The organism is Flavobacterium bernardetii, assembly GCF_011305415.1.
GTDB classification, from domain to species: Bacteria; Bacteroidota; Bacteroidia; order Flavobacteriales; family Flavobacteriaceae; genus Flavobacterium; species Flavobacterium bernardetii.
This window is the reverse complement of the sequence record NZ_JAANOQ010000001.1, coordinates 162,756-183,908: the sequence shown is the minus strand read 5'-3', so window position 1 is coordinate 183,908 and position 21,153 is coordinate 162,756. Positions and strand designations below refer to the sequence as shown.

Genomic DNA, 21,153 nt, shown 5'->3' with positions numbered 1-21,153 from the left:
AAATTATTCCTATTCTTCTGTGTTGTCACTTTCAATATCCGTGCCATCGTTTTCTGTAGCATCGTCTTCTGAAGTTTCACTTTCCGATGTTACTATCGGATTGCCATCTTCATCTAAGTCAACTATTTCTTCGTCTTCACGTAATACTTTAGTTACCGCAGCAATAGAATCGTTTCCTTTAATATTGATTAATCGAACTCCTTGAGTGGCACGACCCATAACTCTTAAATCTGAAACCATCATACGAATTGTTAATCCAGATTTGTTGATAATCATTAAATCATCATCATCCGTAACATTGTTAATAGCAATTAACGAACCTGTTTTTTCTGTGATATTTAATGTTTTCACACCTTTACCACCACGGTTTGTAATTCTGTATACATCTTCACCATCTTCTTCTACTAATTTGGTACGTTTACCGTATCCATTTTCAGTTACCACTAAGATTTGAGTATCGTTTACATCTTCTTTATTTACAGTTACAATACCAATTACTTCGTCTGCTTCATCTTTTAAAGTAATTCCTCTAACTCCAGAAGCGGTACGACCCATTGGACGTGTTTTTTCTTCTTCAAAACGAACCATTTTACCAGATTTACCAGCAATTAACACTTGGCTAGAACCATTTGTTAACTTAGCTCCTAATAATTCGTCACCATCTTTAATTGTAATAGCTGCAACTCCGTTTATACGAGGTTTTGAATATTTCTCTAAAGATGTTTTCTTAACCTGACCTTGTTTCGTAACCATAATTAGATTATGACTCTTAATGTAATCTTGGTCTTTTAAGTCTTGCGTACAAATGTATGCGGCAACTTTATCGTCTGGTTCAATATTGATAATATTCTGAATGGCACGACCTTTACTTGCTTTTGTTCCTTCTGGAATTTCGTACACACGCATCCAGAAACATTTTCCTTTTTGAGTAAAGAATAATAAATATTGGTGATTGGTTGCTACAAATAAATGCTCTAAGAAATCTTGATCTCTTGTTCCTGCAGATTTCTGACCAACTCCACCTCTATTTTGAGTTTTGTATTCTGATAATGAAGTACGTTTGATGTAACCTGCATGAGAAATCGTAACTACTACATTTTCATCAGCAATTAAATCTTCAATACTTACATCTCCACCAGAATACTCAATTACTGAACGACGCGCATCTCCATATTTTTCTTTGATTTCAGCTAATTCGTCTTTAATCAATTGCATTCTTAATTCTTTACTAGCTAATAATTCTTTTAAGCCAGTAATTAACTTCATGATTTCGTCAAACTCAGCTCTTAACTTATCTTGTTCCAGACCTGTTAATTGACGTAAACGCATTTCAACGATAGCACGAGCTTGTAATTCAGATAATTTAAATCTTTCAATTAATCTACCTCTTGCTTCTTCTCCATCTTTCGAACCTCTAATGATTTTAATTACTTCATCAATATTGTCAGATGCGATAATTAAACCTTCTAAGATATGAGCTCTTTCTTCTGCTTTTCTTAATTCGTATTGTGCTCTTCTAACCACAACTTCATGACGGTGTTCCACGAAATGGTGAATTAAATCTTTTAGATTTAACATTTGTGGTCTTCCTTTTACTAAAGCAATATTGTTTACACTGAAAGAAGATTGTAATTGTGTATATTTATAAAGTGTATTTAAAACCACATTTGGTACAGCATCACGTTTTAATTCGTAAACGATACGCATACCTGTTCTATCCGATTCATCACGAATCGTAGAAATACCTTCAATTTTTTTCTCGTTAACTAAATCCGCCGTTTTCTTAATCATGTCGGCTTTGTTAACTTGGTACGGAATCTCTGTTACAATAATAGATTCTTTACCATTCACTTCTTCAAACATTGTTTTAGCGCGCATTACAATACGACCTCTTCCTGTTTTAAAAGCTTCTTTCACACCTTCATATCCGTAGATAGTTCCTCCCGTAGGAAAATCTGGTGCTTTTATATATTTAATTAATTCGTCAATTTCGATATCTGTATTGTCAATGTACGCTAACGTTCCATCAATTACTTCAGATAAATTGTGAGGCGCCATATTTGTTGCCATTCCCACCGCAATACCAGAAGCACCATTAATTAATAAAGTTGGCACTTTTGTTGGTAAAACTTTAGGCTCTTCTAAAGTATCATCGAAGTTTAACTGGAAATCAACTGTTTCTTTGTCAATATCAGCTAACATTTCTTCAGATATCTTTCTCATTCTAGCCTCGGTGTAACGCATTGCTGCAGGACTATCACCATCAACCGAACCAAAGTTACCTTGACCGTCAACCATTAAATAACGTAAACTCCATTCTTGCGCCATACGAACCATAGCATCATATACTGATGTATCTCCGTGTGGGTGATATTTACCCAAAACTTCTCCAACAATTCTGGCAGACTTTTTATGGGCTCTATTAGAAAAAACTCCTAACTCATACATTCCGAATAACACCCTTCTGTGAACTGGTTTTAAACCATCGCGCACATCTGGTAATGCTCTTGATACAATAACCGACATCGAATAATCGATGTAGGCTGACTTCATTTCATCTTCAATATTAATAGGAATTAACTTTTCTCCGTCAGACATAGGTATTTATTTAATTTTTACTCATTTTTTTTAAACGTGCCAATATACGATTTTTTGCGTTTTTTAAAAGGGTATTTTCCAACAAAATCTAAATACTTATCAACAATAACAGATGAAATTTTTAACAAATTATAACAGTTTTCGTTTTTATTTCTCAATTTTTTTTTGTCAATTAGCAATATGATAGTACTAATTTTAAATCGTACTATTCTATTTTGTATTTTTACAATAGATTTAAAAAATTTATGGAAGATAATTTTTCACCAAGAGTTAAAGATGTTATTCAGTTTAGTAAAGAAGAAGCCTTACGTTTAGGCCACGATTTTATTGGAACCGAACACTTACTTTTAGGTATATTAAGAGATGGGAATGGAAGTGCGATTGATATTTTAAACTTTCTAAATATCAATTTTGATATCTTAAGAAAAAAAGTTGAAGTATTGAGTCCAGCGAATCCAAGCGGAGTAACAAATAACAACAAAAAAAACCTACACTTAACTAGACAGGCAGAGAGAGCTTTAAAATATACTTTTTTAGAAGCTAAAGTTTTTAATACAACATCGATAAGCACAGCTTTATTACTATTATGTGTATTAAAAAATGATAATGATCCCACAACTAAGTTATTAAACAAGTTGAAAATTAATTATGATAACGTAAAAGATATTTATATGAGCCTGAACAACAGTGAAGATGACAATATTTTAAAAAATTCGCCAAGAGCAGAAAACTTTGACGATTCTGGCGATGATAATTTTAAAGACAGCGGTGCAACTCCGCCAAGTAATAGCGGAAGTAAAACCACTAAAAAATCTAAAACTCCTGTATTAGATAATTTCGGAAGAGATTTAACCGAAATGGCTGAAGAAGGAAAATTAGATCCAGTGGTTGGGCGTGAAAAAGAAATTGAACGTGTTTCGCAAATTTTAAGTAGAAGAAAGAAAAATAATCCGCTTTTAATTGGTGAACCAGGTGTGGGTAAATCTGCCATTGCAGAAGGTTTAGCCTTAATGATTGTAAAGAAAAAAGTATCTCGTATTTTGTTCAACAAGCGAGTTGTTACCTTAGATTTAGCTTCTTTAGTAGCTGGTACGAAATATCGTGGTCAGTTTGAAGAACGCATGAAAGCGGTAATGAACGAACTAGAGAAAAACGACGATATTATTCTTTTCATTGACGAAATTCACACTATCGTTGGTGCAGGTGGAGCAACCGGTTCGCTTGATGCAAGTAACATGTTTAAACCCGCTTTAGCACGTGGAGAAATTCAATGTGTGGGCGCAACGACTTTAGATGAATACAGACAGTATATAGAAAAAGATGGTGCTTTAGAACGTCGTTTTCAAAAAGTAATTGTAGAACCAACTACGGTTGATGAAACGATTATCATTTTAAATAACATTAAAGGTAAATACGAAGATCATCATAACGTAACTTATACTCCTGAAGCGATTGAAGCTTGTGTGAAATTGACAAGTCGTTATATGACCGACCGTTTTTTACCAGACAAAGCTATTGATGCTTTAGACGAGGCTGGTTCTCGTGTTCACATTACGAATATTGAAGTGCCAAAACAAATTTTAGAATTAGAAAAACAATTAGAAGAAGTTCGTGAATTGAAAAATTCAGTTGTTAAAAAACAAAAATTTGAAGAAGCTGCAAAATTACGTGACGACGAAAAGAAAATTGAAAAAGACTTAGCCATTGCTCAAGAGAAATGGGAAGAAGATTCAAAATCTAACCGAGTTGAAGTTTCAGAAGATAATGTTGCCGATGTAGTTTCTATGATGACCGGAATTCCTGTTAACAGAATTGCTCAAACTGAAAGTAATAAATTAGCCCATTTACCTGAACTTATTAAAGGAAAAGTAATCGGACAAGATGATGCGGTGCAAAAAATTGCCAAATCAATACAACGAAATAGAGCCGGATTAAAAGATCCAAACAAGCCAATTGGTTCGTTTATCTTTTTAGGCTCAACTGGTGTTGGAAAAACGCAATTAGCGAAAGTTTTAGCGAAAGAATTATTTGATTCTGAAGATGCGTTAGTACGTATCGACATGAGTGAATACATGGAGAAATTTGCTATTTCTCGTTTAGTTGGTGCACCTCCAGGATATGTTGGTTACGAAGAAGGCGGACAATTAACAGAAAAAATCAGAAGAAAACCATACGCTGTTGTTTTATTAGACGAAATTGAAAAAGCGCATCCAGATGTGTTTAATATGATGCTTCAAGTTTTAGATGATGGTTTTTTAACAGATAGTTTAGGTCGAAAAATCGATTTTAGAAATACAATTATCATCATGACTTCTAATATTGGAGCACGCCAATTGAAAGATTTCGGTCAAGGTGTTGGTTTCGGAACTGCAGCAAAAGTGGCATCAGCAGACGAACACAACAAATCAGTAATTGAAAATGCTTTGAAAAAAGCCTTTGCTCCAGAATTCTTAAACAGAATTGACGATGTAATTGTATTCAACAGTTTAGAAAAACACGATATTGATAAAATTATCGATATTGAAATGGAAAAACTTATCTTAAGAGTAAAAGACTTAGGTTACACATTAAACGTTTCTGAAAAAGCAAAAGATTTTATTGCTGAAAAAGGTTTCGACAAACAATTTGGAGCACGTCCGTTAAAAAGAGCGATTCAAAAATATGTGGAAGATGCTTTAGCAGAAGAAATTATTACTTCAAAAATTCATGAAGGTGATATCATCTTTATGGATTTAGCTGACGAAGCTTTAGAACTCAATATCACAATAGAAAAAACAGAAAAACCTGCTAATTAGCAGGTTTTTTTTTATCTGTAAACTAAAAATCTTATTTCTTCAAGAATGGTGTTTTAACCACTTTTGCTTTAATATCTTTATTTCTAATTCTAATATAAATTTCAGAATCTGGAGTGGCTAATTCTGTTGGAACATATCCCATACCAATAGCAATTCCTAATGATGGTGATTGCGTTCCAGAAGTTACAATTCCAACAATATTTCCATTCGCATCAGCAATTTCATAATCATGACGAGGAATTCCTCTGTCCACCATTTCAAAACCAACTAATTTCTTAGAAACACCTGCTTCTTTTTGTTTTTTCAAGTTTTCCGAATTCGTAAATTCTTTGTCAAATTTCGTAATCCAACCTAAACCTGCTTCTAAAGGAGAAGTTGTATCATTAATATCGTTTCCGTATAAACAGAATCCCATTTCTAAACGTAACGTATCACGAGCCGCTAAACCAATTGGTTTAATACCGAAAGGCGCACCAGCTTCAAAAACTTTTGCCCAAATCGTTACCGCATCTTCGTTTTTAAAATAAATTTCAAATCCACCCGAACCTGTATAACCAGTTGCCGAAACAATTACATCTTGTTTACCAGCAAATTCCCCAATTTGGAAAGAATAATAAGGCATATTCACTAAATCAATAGCTGTTAAACTTTGCATAGCTTCAGCCGCTTTTGGACCTTGAATCGCTAATAAAGAATAGCCATCCGAAAGATTTTGCATATCAACTCCTAAATCATTGTGCGAAGAAATCCAATTCCAATCTTTTTCAATATTAGAAGCATTTACGACTAACATATAATGATTGTCTGCAATTTTGTATACGATTAAATCATCAACAATTCCACCGTCATTATTTGGTAAACATGAATATTGTGCCTTTCCATCTACTAATTTTGAAGCGTCGTTTGACGTTACTTTCTGAATTAAAGCTAAAGCATTTTCTCCTTTTAAGAAAAATTCACCCATGTGTGAAACATCAAAAACTCCCACACCAGTTCTCACCGTTTCGTGTTCTGCGTTTACTCCTTCATATTGCACAGGCATGTTGTAACCTGCAAACGGAACCATTTTTGCTCCTAAACTTTCGTGAATAGCTGTTAATGCTGTATTTTTCATTGTATGTAGTTATAAAATTTGAAGTTGCTAAAGTATTGCTTTTATTTTTCGTAACAAAGTATGCATCTGTCAATTTGAGAAAAATTTTAGTTCGTAATAAAATTTCTAAATTCATCATATGTTTTCAGCTTAATACTCGCTTTTTCTTTATTCATAACACTCATTATTTGATTAGGCATTTCGAGTTTTAAATTGATAGAATTTTCAACAATATCTAAAAACTTAATTGGATGGGCTGTTTCAAGAAAAACTCCAATTGAATTAGTGTGACTATTCATTTCTTTTTTAAGACCAAGATAACCAATTGCTCCATGAGGTTCTGTAATATATCCGTTTGTTTTGAATATTTCTTTTAAAGCGGATTTAGTTTCGATATCAGTAAATGAATACGAAGAGAAATCCTTTTTAATCATTTCTAAGTCATTATTATACAATTCTTGTATTCGTACAAAATTACTAGGATTTCCAACATCCATAGCGTTTGAAATGGTAGATACTGATGGTTTTGGATCGTATTGCCCATTTTCCAAAAACCTAGGAACTGTATCATTTGCATTTGTAGAAGCTACAAAATGCTCAACAGGTAAACCTAGTTTTTTAGCCATAATTCCAGCACAAATATTACCAAAGTTTCCACTTGGACAAGAGAATACTAACGATTTATTTTTTGATTTTAATTGTTTGTAAGCAAAGAAAAAATAAAACATTTGTGGCAACCAACGTGCAATATTTATAGAATTGGCAGAGGTTAAATTTTTATGACTTAAGCTTTTATCTAGAAATGCTTTTTTAACCATATCCTGACAATCATCAAAAACACCGTCTATTTCTAAAGCAGTAATATTTTGTCCCAATGTTGTGAGTTGTCGTTCTTGAATATCACTCACTTTTCCACTTGGATACAAAATAATAACTTCTAGATTTTTTACTCCTAAAAAGCCACTAGCAACAGCACCACCTGTATCTCCTGAAGTTGCTACTAAAACAGTGACTTGTTTGTTATTGTTTTTATTAAAATAACCAAGACAACGTGACATAAATCTGGCTCCAACATCTTTAAAAGCCATTGTAGGCCCGTGATATAACTCTAGTGAATAAATATTTTCTTCGACTGATACAACTGGGAAATCAAAACACAAGGTTTCTTTGATGATAGCTTTCAATTCGAGTTCTGGAATTTCATTTCCTACAAATTGTTGAATGACTTGGTAAGCGATTTCTTCATTACTTAAGTTTTCTATTTCGTCAAAAAAAGAGGCTGCTAATGGCGTTATCTCTTCAGGAAAATACAAACCTTTATCGGATGCTAATCCATGTATAACAGCTTCTTGAAAAGATATTTTTTGCAGTTTATTATTTAGACTATAATATTTCATTCTTAGTTTTGAAAAAATTAATTAATTATTTTTACCCCAATTGGATTAACTCGAGAAACATGAATATCAAAAGAAATACCTGTATTTTTATAGTTTTCGCTCATTGCAATAGAAACATTTTTGGCATTTTCTTCCCCTTTGCATAATGCAAAAATAGAAGGCCCAGATCCAGATATTCCTGATCCCAATGCACCAGCTTTTAATGCTGCTAGTTTTACATCGTCAAACCCTGGAATTAAAACTTTTCGTAAAGGTTCTACAATAACGTCTTGTAAAGAACGTCCAATTAATTCATAATCATTAGTACACAATCCAGCTATTAATCCACCAACATTTCCCCATTGTGTTATGGCACTTTTTAAAGAAATCATTGGATGTAATACCGCTCTAGCATCGACAGTTTTTACTTCAATCTGAGGATGCAAGGCAATGGCAAATAATTCCGATGGACTTTCTATTTGAACAATATCTAATGGTTCATAGCCACGAACTAAAGTAAATCCTCCTAATAATGCAGGCGCTACATTGTCTGCATGTTCACTTCCGCTGGCTAATGCTTCCCCTTTCATTGCAAAATAAACTAGTTCTTTTCTTGAGAATGGCTTGCCAAGTAATTCATTAATTCCAAAAACGGCACCAACTGCACTAGCTGCTGAACTTCCAATACCACTACCCGCTTTTATATTTTTATGAATTTCAATTTCAAAGCCACAACCAGGATTGATTTCATTTATCAATGCCAAAGCAGCCACTCCTGCAACATTTTTTTCCGTTTCTAATGGTAAATCAGCACCCGTTATTTTTGTTATTCGAATACCTCTTTCTGCAACTGTTCGAATAATCATTTCATCTCCTATATTGTCCAAGCACAAGCCAAGAACATCAAATCCACACGATAAATTTGCGATAGATGCTGGACAAAATATTTTTATTTCTTTCATTTTTTTTCTTTTTATAAAATGCTAATAAACATTTAAAACATTAATTATTTCCGATTCGGATTACATCGGCAAAAATTCCAGAAGCTGTTACTTCTGCTCCTGCGCCTGCTCCTTTAATTAATAAAGGTTGATCTAAATACCTGTTTGTAAAAAACAAAACAATATTGTCCTTACCTTCTAAATTATAAAAAGGATGATCTTTAGGTATAAACTGTAAACCAACACTAGCTTTGCCGTTTTCAAATTGAGCGACATATTTTAATCGGCAATCTTTGTCGTTTGCTTCTTTGTAAATATTTTCAAAATGCGAAGCCTTCGCTTTTAATGAAGCAAAAAAATCGTCATTGTTATTAGTTTCTAAACAAGATTCTGGCATAAACGATTCGTTTGTTATATCATTTAGCTCCATTTGATAACCACTTTCTCGGATTAAGATTAATATTTTTCTCATAACATCGACACCACTCAAATCAATTTTTGGGTCAGGCTCAGTGAATCCTAGAACTCCTGCTTCTTTTACCACATCATGGAAAGTACTATTTTCGTTGAAATTATTAAAAATAAAGTTCAAACTTCCAGACAAAACAGCTTGTATTTTATGTACTTTATCTCCTGATGCAATTAGGTTTTTTAGTGTATCTATTATTGGCAATCCAGCACCAACATTAGTTTCAAATAAAAAAGGTGTATTGTATTTTCTTGAAAGATTTTTTAAATTACTATAGTTCTCAAAATCAGAAGAGCAAGCTATTTTATTACAAGTAACAACAGCGATATTTTGCATTAAAAACTGATTGTAAGTTTCAGAAACACTTTTATTTGCAGTGATATCTACAAAAATACTATTGCGTAAATTGAATGCTTTGGTGTTGGAAATAAATTTTTCTGTATTGGCATCACTACTATTTTTTAATGTAGTTTTCCAATCTTTTAAATCAATTCCATCTTCATCAAAATGCATTTTTTTTGAATTTGAAATAGCGATTACTCGAATGTTGATTTTTAAATTATCTCTTAAGAATTTTTTTTGCTGATTAATTTGATTAATAAACTTTTCACCTACATTTCCGACACCCATTACAAATAGGTTTAATTGTCTAGTATTATCTTCAAAAAAGCGTTCGTGAAGTGTATTTAATGCTTTTTTAACATCTTTTTCATTTATCACAGCTGAGATATTTCTCTCGGAAGCACCTTGAGCTATTGCACGAATATTAACATTGTTTTTACCTAAAGTACTAAACATTTTCCCGCTTAATCCTTGATGATTTTTCATTCTTTCACCAACTATTGCTATAATACAAAGTCCTTTTTCAACAATACATGGATCTATTCTACCTTGTGAAATTTCTAAACTAAAAGCCTTGTCAATTGCTATTTTAGCTGCATCTGCATTATCGTTTAAAATTCCAACACAAATAGAATGTTCAGAAGAAGCTTGAGTAATAAAAATAACATTAATATTTTCGTTCGATAAAACTTCAAACAATCTCTTCGAAGAGCCTGAAACACCAATTAATCCTGAACCTTCAAGAGTTAATAATGTAATTTTATCTATATGAGTAATACCTTTTACAGGATTACCATTTGAGATCGTTTGCCTAGATATATAAGTTCCTTTGGCTTCAGGTTCGAAAGAATTTTTAATTATTATAGGAATATTTGATTTTAGCACTGGCTGAATTGTAGGCGCATACAATACTTTTGCACCAAAATGTGACAATTCCATAGCTTCTTGATATGAAATATAATCAATCGGTTTGGCTTGTTTAACAACTCTTGGATTAGCCGTGTAAATACCACTTACATCAGTCCAAATTTCTAATATTTCGGCATTTGCTCCATTTGCAATTATAGCTGCGGTATAATCTGAACCACCACGACCTAAAGTCGTAGTTTGTCCTTTAGAATCGGAAGCTATGAAACCTGGAAAAACTACTATTTGCGATTTGTTTTCATCAAAAAAAGCAGCTATACGTTGGTTGGTTGCTTCAAAATCGACAGATGCTTTCCCAAAAGAATCATCTGTAATAATTAATGACCTACTATCTTTAAAACTTGTGTTTCCAATTTCTTGATTTATAGCCTCAGCGACGATAAGTGAAGAGAGTAATTCCCCATAACAAACAATTGCGTCCGATGTTCTTAGAGACAATTCTCCGACAAGATAACATCCATCTAATAATGTTCTTAATTGACTTGTTTGGATATTTATTAGATCAAAAACAGTCTCTTGATGATTTTTGTTAATTAATTCTGAAATTGCATTAGAATGTTTTTGATTGACTTGTTGAAGACAAACTTTATAATCATTATCTAAAGCTGCAGCTTTTTGTGCTGCTTGAATTAACAAATCAGTGACTCCACTAAATGCAGAAACCACAACTACAAGTTTGTTTTTTTTATTTTTGAGTATATCAATAACTAATTTTATGTTTTGGGCATTGGCTACAGAAGTCCCCCCGAACTTTAATATGTCCATTTTTTTTATTTTTAAGAATAATTGAATTGTTTATTTTTTCAATTAAGAAAAAATATAATAGCTAGGATTATATAAAAAAGTATACCCCTAAGGGGTAGTAGTAGCTGTAGTTGTAGCTGTTTTTAAAGTTTGAGCAACACAAAAACCACCTAAGATTAGGCTTGAAGCGTTTTTAATATTTGTGTTTTTGTGACTCATTATTTTGTAAATGTAATTATTTTTTTTAGAATAATTTAAAATAATTCAAACTATTTAAATATTCTTCTAAAAAGAACCTTATTATAACTAAGTAAACATTTAAAATAGTTAATTCATTTGGTTATAAATCAATTATATTAAAATACTCGCAATAACACTTGCATTTTAAGAATTGTTTATGGAATTTTGGCATCTAAAAATTCGACAAATGCATTATATAGATTCATCATTACTTACCATAGATAAAGTTAGAGAAATTGTTTTCGAAGGCAAAAAATTAGGGCTTTCAGAAGAAGCTACTTCAAAAATTGAAAGATGTAGAACCTATTTAGATGAAAAAATGGCTTCACATGATGGTGCTATTTACGGAATTAATACCGGTTTTGGTTCGTTATACAATATTAAAATTTCGACAGAAAACTTAACGAAATTACAAGAAAATCTAATGAAATCTCACGCTTGTGGAACTGGTGACGAGGTACCACACGAGATTGTAAAAATAATGTTGTTGTTAAAAATTCAATCGTTGAGTTACGGACATTCAGGTGTGCAATTAGCAACTGTTACTCGTTTAATTGATTTTTACAATAATGATATTTTACCAGTAGTTTACACGCAAGGTTCATTAGGAGCAAGTGGTGACTTATCGCCTTTAGCCCATTTATGTTTGCCTTTAATTAATGAAGGTGAAGTATATTACGATGGATTCCGTCAGCCAGCTCATAAAGTTTTAGAAAAGTTAAACTTAGCTCCTATTACTTTAAAATCTAAAGAAGGATTAGCTTTATTAAACGGAACGCAGTTTATGAGTGCTTATGGCGTTTATAATTTGATTCAAGCGGATAAATTATCGCAATTAGCCAATATCGTAGCAGCAGTTTCTTTAGAAGGTTTTGATGGAAGAAAAGAACCATTCAATGAATTGATTCATTTGGTTCGACCACATAAAGGACAATTATCTACTGCAGCTCATATGTTAGAGTTGTTAGAAGATAGTGAGATTATCGCACAACCAAAAAAGCACGTACAAGATCCGTATTCTTTCAGATGTATTCCGCAAGTTCACGGTGCTTCTAAAGATGTGATTGACCATGTGAAAAAAGTATTCACAACGGAAATTAATTCGGTAACAGACAATCCGAATATTTTTGTAGGTGAAGATGAAATTATTTCTGGTGGAAATTTCCACGGACAACCTTTAGCGATGTCTTTAGATTATTTAGGAATAGCTTTAGCAGAATTAGGAAGTATTTCGGAAAGAAGAACGTATCAATTGATTTCTGGTTTAAGAGAATTACCTGCGTTTTTAGTAAGCAATCCGGGATTGAATTCAGGATTTATGATTCCGCAATATACAGCAGCTAGTATTGTGAGTCAGAATAAACAATTGGCAACACCAGCAAGTATTGATAGTATTGTTTCGAGCAACGGACAAGAAGATCACGTGAGTATGGGTGCGAATGCAGCAACAAAAACGTTAAAAATAGTAGAGAATTTAGAGCGTATTTTAGCAATTGAATTATTCAACGCTTCACAAGCAATTGAGTTCAGAAGACCTTTAAAATCAAGTGATTTCATTGAAATGTTTGTAAAAACTTACAGAGAAGATGTGCCATTGGTTACAGAAGATAGAATTTTACATTACGATATTGAAAAGTCGATTCACTTTTTGAAAAGTTTTCAAGTAGAAGCTTAAATTAAGGGGAAAGTTAAAAGGGAAAAGGCAAAAGTTTAATTAGAACTTTTGCCTTTTCCCTTTTTTTGGACTTTTTACTTATGCCTTATCCCTTATAACTTGACTTTTCTAAATTATCTCAAAAATACCAACACAATACCAATGATTGCAGGAATTCCTTGTACGAAAAAGATTTTCTTAGAAACGGAGTACCAACCATATAAAGCTGCGACTAAAACACAACCTAAAAAGAAGAAAGCGATGTTTTTACTCCAAATCGCATCGGAAATAAATAAAGACCAAAGTAAACCTGCGGCTAAAAATCCGTTATATAAACCTTGATTAGCAGCTAATGTTTTTGTGGGTTCGAATAAATGTTCAGGTAAGGTTTTGAATACTTTTTTACCAGTAGTTGTCCAAACAAACATTTCTAACCATAAAAAATAGATATGAAGTAAAACTACAATTACTATGCTAATTTTTGATAGAATTTCCATAGTTTATTGATTTAGTTTGCTATTAACATCTTTGTTATTTAATAACTTCACAATTAAAATAATAATAGAAATTATTTGAATAAAAGTTGAAAATGTAATTATTTCATGACCAAAAGGCCAATGCATTAGTCTTATTAAAGCTCCAATTAACCAAAAAACACAACCAATTAAAAAGAGAACGATTATGTGTTTATATTTCATAATACTTCTTTTTTACGTTTAGGTCTTTTAACCAATTCGCCTGTGCAATTCGGACAAATAAATTCCATTTTAGCAGAACAAGATTCACAAAAAGTACATTCATAACTACAAATACAAGCTTCAGATTGCATGTTTAATGAAGTGTCGCATTTCTCACAAACTGTTTTGTATTCTAAAGCCATTACTTATTTTTTATTTTTCAGTAAATAAACCATAATTGTAGCTCCGAAAATGATTTCTAAAACTACACCAACGTTGAAAATTAATGTCGCGCCTGGCCATTCCATAATTTTAAATAAAGCACCAATAGCTACAATAAAACTGCAAGCAATAATTATGAGTAATAATTTTCTAAATTTATCGTCCATTAACTTAGTGATTTATGAATTCTTTTATGTTTGGTTTGTATTAAATTGTCATTTCCTGAAATCACACTAATGCTTCCATTTATCTCAAACATAGCTAACTTTACGTGCTTATAATTTTCCAAACCATGCTCTCTAATTACTTCATCTAATTCATCTGAAGTGATGTCCAATCTTGATAATGCTTTAAAGTCGATTATTCCGTCGTGAATTAAAATCTCAGGTTTACTTTGTACCAATTGACTTAAAAAAGCAGATCTATTAACCGTTTTTTTAAATATAAAATTGACTAAAAACAGAGAAAATGCTGCTATAATTCCACCTTCTAATGAAATATCACTTCCCACCATGGCGTTTTGAACAGCGTTGCTAATCAATAAAATTAAGACAATGTCTGAAGCATTTAATTGTGATAATTCTTTTTTACCGAAAATGCGCAAAGCAATTACCATAAAAAAATAAACACAAATGCTTCTTATAACAATGTCTATATATGGATTCATTATTTAAAATTTTTCTCGATGGCTTTAATCATTTCTCCAGCAATATCTTTTTGAGTCGCGCCTTCAATTCCTTCTAATCCAGGAGAAGAATTTACTTCTAACAACAACGGACCTTTACTTGAACGAATAATATCAACCCCAGCGACTTTTAAATTCATCGCTTTAGCTGCTTTTATTGCAATTTTTTTCTCATCTGCAGTGACTTTCACAACAGAAGCCGTTCCGCCTAAATGGATATTGGCACGGAATTCTCCAGGAGCCGCTTCACGTTGCATTGCCGCAACCACTTTTCCATCCACCACAAACAAACGTAAATCTTTTCCGTTCGCTTCTTTGATGAATTCTTGCACTAAAATATTCGCATTCAAACTTTTAAAAGCATTGATTACAGATTCCGCCGCTTTCTTAGTTTCAGCTAAAACCACACCTTTACCTTGAGTCCCTTCTAATAATTTTACGATTAATGGCGAACCACCAACCATTTTAATTAAATCGTCCGTATCTAATGGTGAATTCGCAAAACCTGTTGTAGGAATATCTACTCCACTATTTAATAATAATTGTAAAGAAAATAATTTATCTCTGGATTGTGTAATCGCTGCGGCATTGTTCAAAGCAAAAACTTTTAATGCTTCAAACTGACGCGTTAATGCACAACCGTAATAGGTCATACTTGGACGAATACGTGGAATAATTGCATCGAAATCGTTCAAAACCAAACCACCACGATAATGGATTTCTGGATTCGAAGCACTCAATTTCATGTAACAATATTTCAGGTTTAAGAAATGCATTTCGTGTCCGCGCATTTCACCAGCTTCAATAATTCTTCTGTTGCTGTATAATTCAGGATTACTGGCTAAAAGTCCAATTTTTAATCCTTTTTTACTAGGTTCATTATAATAATATTCTTTCAAACTTTCTGTTGAAGGTTGTCCTAATTCGAACTTTTTTTCTGGGTCGACGATTAATCTTCCCACCATAGCTTCTCTACCTAACAACATTCTGAATCCCATGGAATCTCTGTTAGTTAACGTCACCTCAACTATCCAATTATGAGCTCCAAGCTCAACATCTGTTCGGATAACGTATCTTTTTTCTCGCGTTCCGTTAGAGCTTTTTACAATTCTTTGATCCACTAATTGTGCTTCACAATGAATAATTGATTTCGAGTTATTTTGGATCGGATTGATGTCGAATTTTAACCATTCTTCACCATTTCTATCAAAAATCTTGATATTGATAGCGTGTAACGCTGAAGTTTTTGCTCCAGAATCAACACGGGCTTTTATAGCTGGAATTCCTAATTGCGGAAACGAACACCATTCTTCACTACCAATTAATGTTTTATCTTGCATCTGTAAGTAATTTGAAATCTAATTTAATATTATTTTTTTAGAATATGTTGTTGTTTCTGTTATTTTTTTGGAAACACATTGTCTTCTTTTTTCACATCAGCCATTAAATCACTTGGATCAATAATTACAGATTTAATTGCACCTTTTTCTTTCGCAATTTCAATAGAATAAGTTGGTATTGCCCAATCCCATCCTGCTAATACGTTTCTTGTTAAAGTCGTATATGGATTTTCTTTTTCCCAACGCATTAACGTATTCGGAATGTAAAAATATTCTTTTTTACCATTTTCGAACTCAACAATTAAATCGATAGGCATTGGCATTCTACCTTTTCTTTCTAAAACAATTTTATTAGTCTCTACAGATTTTATGGCGTAATCAATTGTGTTTGTAGTTTGCGTCCACTCGTTTAAATACCAATCTAAATTCGCACCAGAAACTTTTTCAGCTGTTCTTTTAATATCGTTTGGAGTTGGATGCGTAAATTTATAATCAGAATAAAATCTTTTAACTGTTTTTTGAAGATTTTCCATGCCAATAATATAACCTAATTGCGCCAAGAAAACTTCACCTTTACTGTAAGCGCCAATTCCGTATGTTTGATTTAAATCGTATCTGTCGGCGTGAGTTGTTAAAGGTTGTTCTTTTCCAGAATTGGCCAAATAAACATAATTTTTATACGAATCTGCAAAGGGACTTTCTGGTTCTTTTGGAGGTAAAATTTTGTCCATTGCTAAATTTGAAATATAAGATGTAAAACCTTCGTCCATCCAACAATGTTTCGATTCGTTTGTAGCTAAAATATGTTGGAACCAGCTGTGTGCAAATTCGTGAGCGGTAACACCAACTAAACTTCCATAACTTCTGTTTCCAGTAATTAAAGTACACATTGCGTATTCCATTCCACCATCTCCACCTTGAATAACTGAATATTGCTTGTATGGATATTGCCCCACATTTTTATTGAAATAGGCCAATAATTCTGCTGTTTTTGGTTGCATTTTTTTCCAATTTTCTAAATTCTCTTTTTTATTTTTATAGAAAAAGTGCAATTCTGTTTCGTTTTCACCCATAATTTTATCGTGGATGTATTCTGGATCTGCTCCCCAAGCGAAATCATGCACATTAGGGGCTACAAAATGCCAAGTTAAGGTTTTAGCTTTTTTAGGATAAGTCACTACAACTCCAGCATCTTCATACCCTTTTCCAATTTCATTTTTATTTTGAAGATATCCTGTAGAACCAATTGTATAGTTTTTATCGATTGTAATTTTTACATCAAAATTTCCCCAAACACCGTGAAATTCTCTAGCGATATAAGTATCCGCATGCCAACCTTCAAAGTCATATTCTGCTATTTTTGGAAACCATTGCGTCATAGAAAGCGCTACGTTTTCCTCTGAATTTCTTCCTGAACGACGAATTTGTAAAGGAACTTGTCCAGCAAAATCCAAAGTTAAATTTGAAGATGATTTTGGTAAAATAGCTTGTGGTAAAGTTACTTCCAAAACAGTTCCTACTACTCTAGTTTGAGCTGCAACTCCGTTTTGTTTGAAATTAGTAACATTTAAATAGCCAATTTCGTTAGGCTCTAGAGTACTAATTCTACTTTCTTTAACTTCTTTATTTTCTTTAATAAATTTTCGAACCATACGCTTGTCTGGATCAGAAATCGCTTGCAATCGCATATCCATAGCACTTCCTGGTTGAAAAGCATTAGGATATAAATGATAGTATACTTTTCTTAAAGTATCAAGGGAATTATTTGTGTATACCAATTCTTGATTACCTTTATATTGGTATTTTTTGACATCCATATTTACGTTCATTTTATAATCAACGTGTTGTTGCCAATAGCCCGAATTTGGATTGTTTTGTGCAAACGAAAATCCTATAACAAGGACAAAAAAAGTAGTAAGTAAATTTTTCATAAATGATAATTTGGTAAAAATAAGAAAACCACAAAGATAAACGCGAAGTTTAAACTTTGTGGTTTTTTAACGATTTTATAAGAATTATTTTTTAGCCATTTTTTCAGCTAAAAGTAACGCATTGTATGCGTTTACAATTTTACCAGATTTAGAAACGTCAGCAAAACCTGCTTTATGTTTGTCTTCTCCAATAGAAACAGTATTTGTCAATGATGTTCCACTTTCCATAATCACTTGTTTTACTTGAACTGCAGTTAAACTTGGATAGTAAGAACGAACCAATGCTGCAACACCAGCAACATTTGGCGAAGCCATTGAAGTTCCTTGTAAATATTCGTAAGTATTTAAAGGTGTTGTTGCATAAATTTTGTCTCCAGGAGAGAAAATATCTACATTATTTTTCCCGTAATTAGAAAAACCTGCCACCATTTTCGAACCATATTCTGGAGAAAGAGCACCAATTATTAATACATTTTTAGCAAACTCAGGAGAATTATCATACGTATCATTTGGATATTTATTTGTAACATCTAAATCAAAAGATTCGTTACCTGCAGCAATTACTAAAAGTACATCTTTAGATTCTGCATATTTGATAGCATCGATAACCCATTCTTTATTTTGAGAAAAATATTTTCCAAAAGAACCGTTAATTACTTTTGCACCATTATCTACAGCATAACGAATTCCTAAAGCAATATCTTTATCGTATTCATCACCATTTGGCACCGCACGAACAGCCATAATTGCTACTGTACTTGCAACACCATCTCCACCTTTTTTGTTACCTCTAACTTGAGCCACAATTCCAGCAACGTGCGTTCCATGTTTTGCTTCTTTTGGTTCTGGACCTACAACATTATTGTTACCGTATTTCGTATCAGTCAAATCATTTGGATTATCACCAACAATTTTTCTACCATCAAAATCTACATTTAAATTATAGTTCAATTGACCGTAAACATGATCTTTAAAACCTTCAATTTCTTTATCGAATTCAACTTTTGTCATTCCAGTTAAAAACTGAGAAAACATTGCTTTTGCTTGCAATAAACTTTTATCAGTGGTTTCAATTTTTTTAACTTCTTCTAAAGTAAAATTATCTTTTTTCAAATGTGTTTTAATTGCTTTTTCAGCATTTAAAATCATATCTAATTGTTGCTTATTACCTTGTAAACCTTGAATTTCTTCGTCTAATTTCGCTTTAGCTTTAGCATATTCTGGAGTACTTGGTCCTTTTTTTACGATACGTGTCATTTCTAATTGCTCATGAACAGCATCTCCTAAAAAATTCCATCCATGAATATCATCTACATATCCGTTTTTATCGTCATCAATTTTATTACCTGCGATTTCTTTTGGATTTGTCCAAATTACAGCTTTTAAATCTTCATGATTGATATCTACACCAGAATCTACAATTCCAACAATAACTTTAGTTCCTTTTTTTCCTTTTAATAATTCAGTGTAAGCTTTGTCCACACTCATTCCCGGAACAGTATCTTTTACTAAATCTAAATGACTCCAACGTTGCAAATCTTTTTCTGCTAACGGAGTAGTTTTTAATGGCATTTTATCAATACTTTCAACTGGGGCTGAAACCATTTTAGCTGATCCACAACCTGTTAATGCTAACGCAATAGCTGCAGATAAAAACAAAGGTTTAAATTGTATTTTCATATATATTAATTTAATTATTCAAATTGTTTGATATTAGTAGGTCTAACTTGTATTCTGTTACACTTTAGTGCATTTTTTAAAAAATATCTTCGCAAGTAAAAACTTCTTTAAGTCTTACTCCTTTTTCAGTTCTTTCAACGGTAATGATTTGATTATGAGCATCGTGTTCTAAAAACAAATAGTAATTATTATCTGCTGCGGCATTCATAAACTTAGCTTTTTCGTCTAAAGTTAATAAAGGACGCGTATCATAACCCATAACATAAGGGATAGGAATATGTCCAGCAGTTGCTAACAAATCAGCGCAAAAAACAATTGTTTTTCCTTTATAATTAATATGTGGTAACATTTGTTTCTCAGTATGTCCATCAGCGAAGAAAATATCAAAACCAAGTTCAGATTTTTCTAAGAAATCTCCATTAGGACGATTAATAAATTTCAACTGTCCACTTTCTTGCATAGGAATTATATTTTCATGTAGAAAAGAAGCTTTTTCACGAGAATTGGGTTTCGTTGCCCATTCCCAATGGTTTTCGTTGGTCCAGAAATTAGCATTTTTAAACGCCACTTCATAACCCGTTCTGTCTTTATTCCAAACTACCGAACCTCCACAATGATCAAAATGTAAATGGGTCATAAAAACATCTGTGATATCATCTTTATGAAATCCAAGTTTGGCTAATGACTTATCTAAACTTTCATCGCCCCAAATCGAATAATAACCAAAAAACTTATCAGATTGCTTGTTACCCATTCCATTATCAATCAAAGTCAGTTTATTTCCGTCTTCTATTAACAAGCATCTTGCGGCAATATCTATTAAATTATTTTCGTCAGCGGGATTGGTTTTATTCCAAATTGTTTTGGGTACAACACCAAACATTGCGCCTCCATCTAACTTAAAATTTCCTGCTTCTATTGGATATAATTTCATTTTTATAATTTTTAGCCAAATTACAAAATTTTCAATAAATTGAAACTATCCTTATATAAGTTATAAAAATGTTATCAAACCTTGTAAAAAGCAATTTATGACTTATATTTGCAGTTAATTTAGACAAAATCAAAATAAAATGATAAAAGTATCTGAATCAGCAAGTAAAAAAATTGTCGATATGATGACAGACGAAGGTTTTGATGCTACCAATGATTACGTACGAGTAGGCGTAAAAAGTGGTGGTTGTTCTGGACTTTCTTATGAGTTAAAATTTGATAAAGAAATTTCTGAAAACGATAAAGTTTTCGAAGATAGCAATGTAAAAATTGCAGTTGAAAAAAAATCTTTTTTATATTTAGTTGGAACAACATTAGAATTTTCTGGTGGTTTAAACGGAAAAGGTTTTGTTTTCAATAACCCAAACGCAAACAGAACTTGCGGTTGTGGAGAAAGTTTTTCATTATAATTATATCAGCCCAAATAAGATTAAAACCCAATTGGG

At 32.3% G+C, this 21,153-nt stretch carries 17 protein-coding genes; 3 read left to right on the top strand and 14 right to left on the bottom strand.

What is annotated here, in order from left to right:
* Positions 1 to 9: 9 nt before the first annotated feature.
* Positions 10 to 2,598 (bottom strand): DNA gyrase subunit A, encoded by a 2,589-nt coding sequence (gene gyrA, locus G6N05_RS00865; protein ID WP_166124677.1) that lies wholly within the window; start codon positions 2,596 to 2,598, stop codon positions 10 to 12.
* 245 nt (positions 2,599 to 2,843) lie between these two features.
* On the opposite strand from gyrA, the gene G6N05_RS00860 reads away from it, so the two are divergent.
* On the top strand, positions 2,844 to 5,393 hold the full coding sequence (locus G6N05_RS00860; RefSeq protein WP_166124676.1) for an ATP-dependent Clp protease ATP-binding subunit: 2,550 nt from the start codon (positions 2,844 to 2,846) through the stop codon (positions 5,391 to 5,393).
* 31 nt (positions 5,394 to 5,424) lie between these two features.
* Here the strand turns inward: G6N05_RS00860 and gcvT are convergent, their stop codons facing one another.
* The 4 genes from gcvT to thrA form a co-directional block, all read right to left on the bottom strand.
* Entirely contained in the window at positions 5,425 to 6,507 is a 1,083-nt protein-coding gene (gene gcvT, locus G6N05_RS00855; protein WP_166124675.1) for a glycine cleavage system aminomethyltransferase GcvT, read from the bottom strand.
* 86 nt (positions 6,508 to 6,593) lie between these two features.
* Complete coding sequence (thrC, locus tag G6N05_RS00850) at positions 6,594 to 7,883, bottom strand: threonine synthase (RefSeq protein ID WP_166124674.1); 1,290 nt, start codon at positions 7,881 to 7,883, stop codon at positions 6,594 to 6,596.
* A 17-nt stretch (positions 7,884 to 7,900) separates the two neighbouring features.
* Positions 7,901 to 8,824: a homoserine kinase gene (locus tag G6N05_RS00845; protein WP_166124673.1), complete on the bottom strand. Its 924-nt coding sequence runs from the start codon at positions 8,822 to 8,824 to the stop codon at positions 7,901 to 7,903.
* A 40-nt stretch (positions 8,825 to 8,864) separates the two neighbouring features.
* The gene (gene thrA, locus G6N05_RS00840) at positions 8,865 to 11,306 is read right to left on the bottom strand and encodes a bifunctional aspartate kinase/homoserine dehydrogenase I (RefSeq protein WP_166124672.1); all 2,442 of its coding nucleotides are present in this window, start codon (positions 11,304 to 11,306) and stop codon (positions 8,865 to 8,867) included.
* Positions 11,307 to 11,703: 397 nt separating this feature from the next.
* On the opposite strand from thrA, the gene hutH reads away from it, so the two are divergent.
* Entirely contained in the window at positions 11,704 to 13,200 is a 1,497-nt protein-coding gene (gene hutH, locus G6N05_RS00835) for a histidine ammonia-lyase (protein ID WP_166125413.1), read from the top strand.
* A gap of 113 nt (positions 13,201 to 13,313) precedes the next feature.
* Here hutH and G6N05_RS00830 read toward each other — a convergent pair whose 3' ends face one another.
* From G6N05_RS00830 to G6N05_RS00790, 9 genes are all read right to left on the bottom strand, one after another.
* Positions 13,314 to 13,676, bottom strand: a complete 363-nt coding sequence (locus tag G6N05_RS00830; RefSeq protein ID WP_166124671.1) for a DUF1304 domain-containing protein — start codon at positions 13,674 to 13,676, stop codon at positions 13,314 to 13,316.
* Between the two features lie 3 nt (positions 13,677 to 13,679).
* Positions 13,680 to 13,877 (bottom strand): gliding motility protein GldL, encoded by a 198-nt coding sequence (locus G6N05_RS00825; RefSeq protein ID WP_166124670.1) that lies wholly within the window; start codon positions 13,875 to 13,877, stop codon positions 13,680 to 13,682.
* Entirely contained in the window at positions 13,874 to 14,059 is a 186-nt protein-coding gene (locus tag G6N05_RS00820) for a DUF1272 domain-containing protein (protein ID WP_166124669.1), read from the bottom strand. The genes G6N05_RS00825 and G6N05_RS00820 overlap by 4 nt, the downstream gene beginning before the upstream one ends.
* Before the next feature lie 3 nt (positions 14,060 to 14,062).
* A complete protein-coding gene (locus tag G6N05_RS00815) occupies positions 14,063 to 14,245 on the bottom strand; it encodes a GldL-related protein (protein ID WP_166124668.1) in 183 nt (60 codons plus the stop codon).
* Positions 14,245 to 14,745, bottom strand: a complete 501-nt coding sequence (locus G6N05_RS00810; protein WP_166124667.1) for a DUF421 domain-containing protein — start codon at positions 14,743 to 14,745, stop codon at positions 14,245 to 14,247. Before G6N05_RS00810 ends, G6N05_RS00815 begins: the two co-directional genes overlap by 1 nt.
* A complete protein-coding gene (gene rimK, locus G6N05_RS00805; RefSeq protein ID WP_166124666.1) occupies positions 14,745 to 16,103 on the bottom strand; it encodes a 30S ribosomal protein S6--L-glutamate ligase in 1,359 nt (452 codons plus the stop codon). The genes G6N05_RS00810 and rimK overlap by 1 nt, the downstream gene beginning before the upstream one ends.
* 59 nt (positions 16,104 to 16,162) lie before the next feature.
* Positions 16,163 to 18,034, bottom strand: a complete 1,872-nt coding sequence (locus G6N05_RS00800) for a M1 family metallopeptidase (protein WP_166124665.1) — start codon at positions 18,032 to 18,034, stop codon at positions 16,163 to 16,165.
* Between the two features lie 84 nt (positions 18,035 to 18,118).
* A complete protein-coding gene (locus G6N05_RS00795; protein WP_166124664.1) occupies positions 18,119 to 19,714 on the bottom strand; it encodes a S8 family peptidase in 1,596 nt (531 codons plus the stop codon).
* 76 nt (positions 19,715 to 19,790) lie between these two features.
* Entirely contained in the window at positions 19,791 to 20,648 is an 858-nt protein-coding gene (locus G6N05_RS00790; protein WP_166124663.1) for an MBL fold metallo-hydrolase, read from the bottom strand.
* A 139-nt stretch (positions 20,649 to 20,787) separates the two neighbouring features.
* Here G6N05_RS00790 and G6N05_RS00785 point away from each other — a divergent pair, with 139 nt between their 5' ends.
* Positions 20,788 to 21,117 carry a HesB/IscA family protein gene (locus G6N05_RS00785; protein WP_166124662.1) on the top strand — a complete coding sequence of 110 codons (330 nt, stop codon included), beginning with the start codon at positions 20,788 to 20,790 and terminating at the stop codon, positions 21,115 to 21,117.
* The last annotated feature ends 36 nt before the right edge of the window (positions 21,118 to 21,153 follow it).

Excerpts from the sequence above, each read along its gene's own strand:
- gyrA (WP_166124677.1), bottom strand. The coding sequence starts at position 2,598 with ATGTCTGACGGAGAAAAGTTAATTCCTATTAATATTGAAGATGAAATG.
- G6N05_RS00860 (WP_166124676.1), top strand. The coding sequence starts at position 2,844 with ATGGAAGATAATTTTTCACCAAGAGTTAAAGATGTTATTCAGTTTAGT.
- gcvT (WP_166124675.1), bottom strand. The coding sequence starts at position 6,507 with ATGAAAAATACAGCATTAACAGCTATTCACGAAAGTTTAGGAGCAAAA.
- thrC (WP_166124674.1), bottom strand. The coding sequence starts at position 7,883 with ATGAAATATTATAGTCTAAATAATAAACTGCAAAAAATATCTTTTCAA.
- G6N05_RS00845 (WP_166124673.1), bottom strand. The coding sequence starts at position 8,824 with ATGAAAGAAATAAAAATATTTTGTCCAGCATCTATCGCAAATTTATCG.
- thrA (WP_166124672.1), bottom strand. The coding sequence starts at position 11,306 with ATGGACATATTAAAGTTCGGGGGGACTTCTGTAGCCAATGCCCAAAAC.
- G6N05_RS00830 (WP_166124671.1), bottom strand. The coding sequence starts at position 13,676 with ATGGAAATTCTATCAAAAATTAGCATAGTAATTGTAGTTTTACTTCAT.
- G6N05_RS00825 (WP_166124670.1), bottom strand. The coding sequence starts at position 13,877 with ATGAAATATAAACACATAATCGTTCTCTTTTTAATTGGTTGTGTTTTT.
- G6N05_RS00820 (WP_166124669.1), bottom strand. The coding sequence starts at position 14,059 with ATGGCTTTAGAATACAAAACAGTTTGTGAGAAATGCGACACTTCATTA.
- G6N05_RS00815 (WP_166124668.1), bottom strand. The coding sequence starts at position 14,245 with ATGGACGATAAATTTAGAAAATTATTACTCATAATTATTGCTTGCAGT.
- G6N05_RS00810 (WP_166124667.1), bottom strand. The coding sequence starts at position 14,745 with ATGAATCCATATATAGACATTGTTATAAGAAGCATTTGTGTTTATTTT.
- rimK (WP_166124666.1), bottom strand. The coding sequence starts at position 16,103 with ATGCAAGATAAAACATTAATTGGTAGTGAAGAATGGTGTTCGTTTCCG.
- G6N05_RS00800 (WP_166124665.1), bottom strand. The coding sequence starts at position 18,034 with ATGAAAAATTTACTTACTACTTTTTTTGTCCTTGTTATAGGATTTTCG.
- G6N05_RS00795 (WP_166124664.1), bottom strand. The coding sequence starts at position 19,714 with ATGAAAATACAATTTAAACCTTTGTTTTTATCTGCAGCTATTGCGTTA.
- G6N05_RS00790 (WP_166124663.1), bottom strand. The coding sequence starts at position 20,648 with ATGAAATTATATCCAATAGAAGCAGGAAATTTTAAGTTAGATGGAGGC.
- G6N05_RS00785 (WP_166124662.1), top strand. The coding sequence starts at position 20,788 with ATGATAAAAGTATCTGAATCAGCAAGTAAAAAAATTGTCGATATGATG.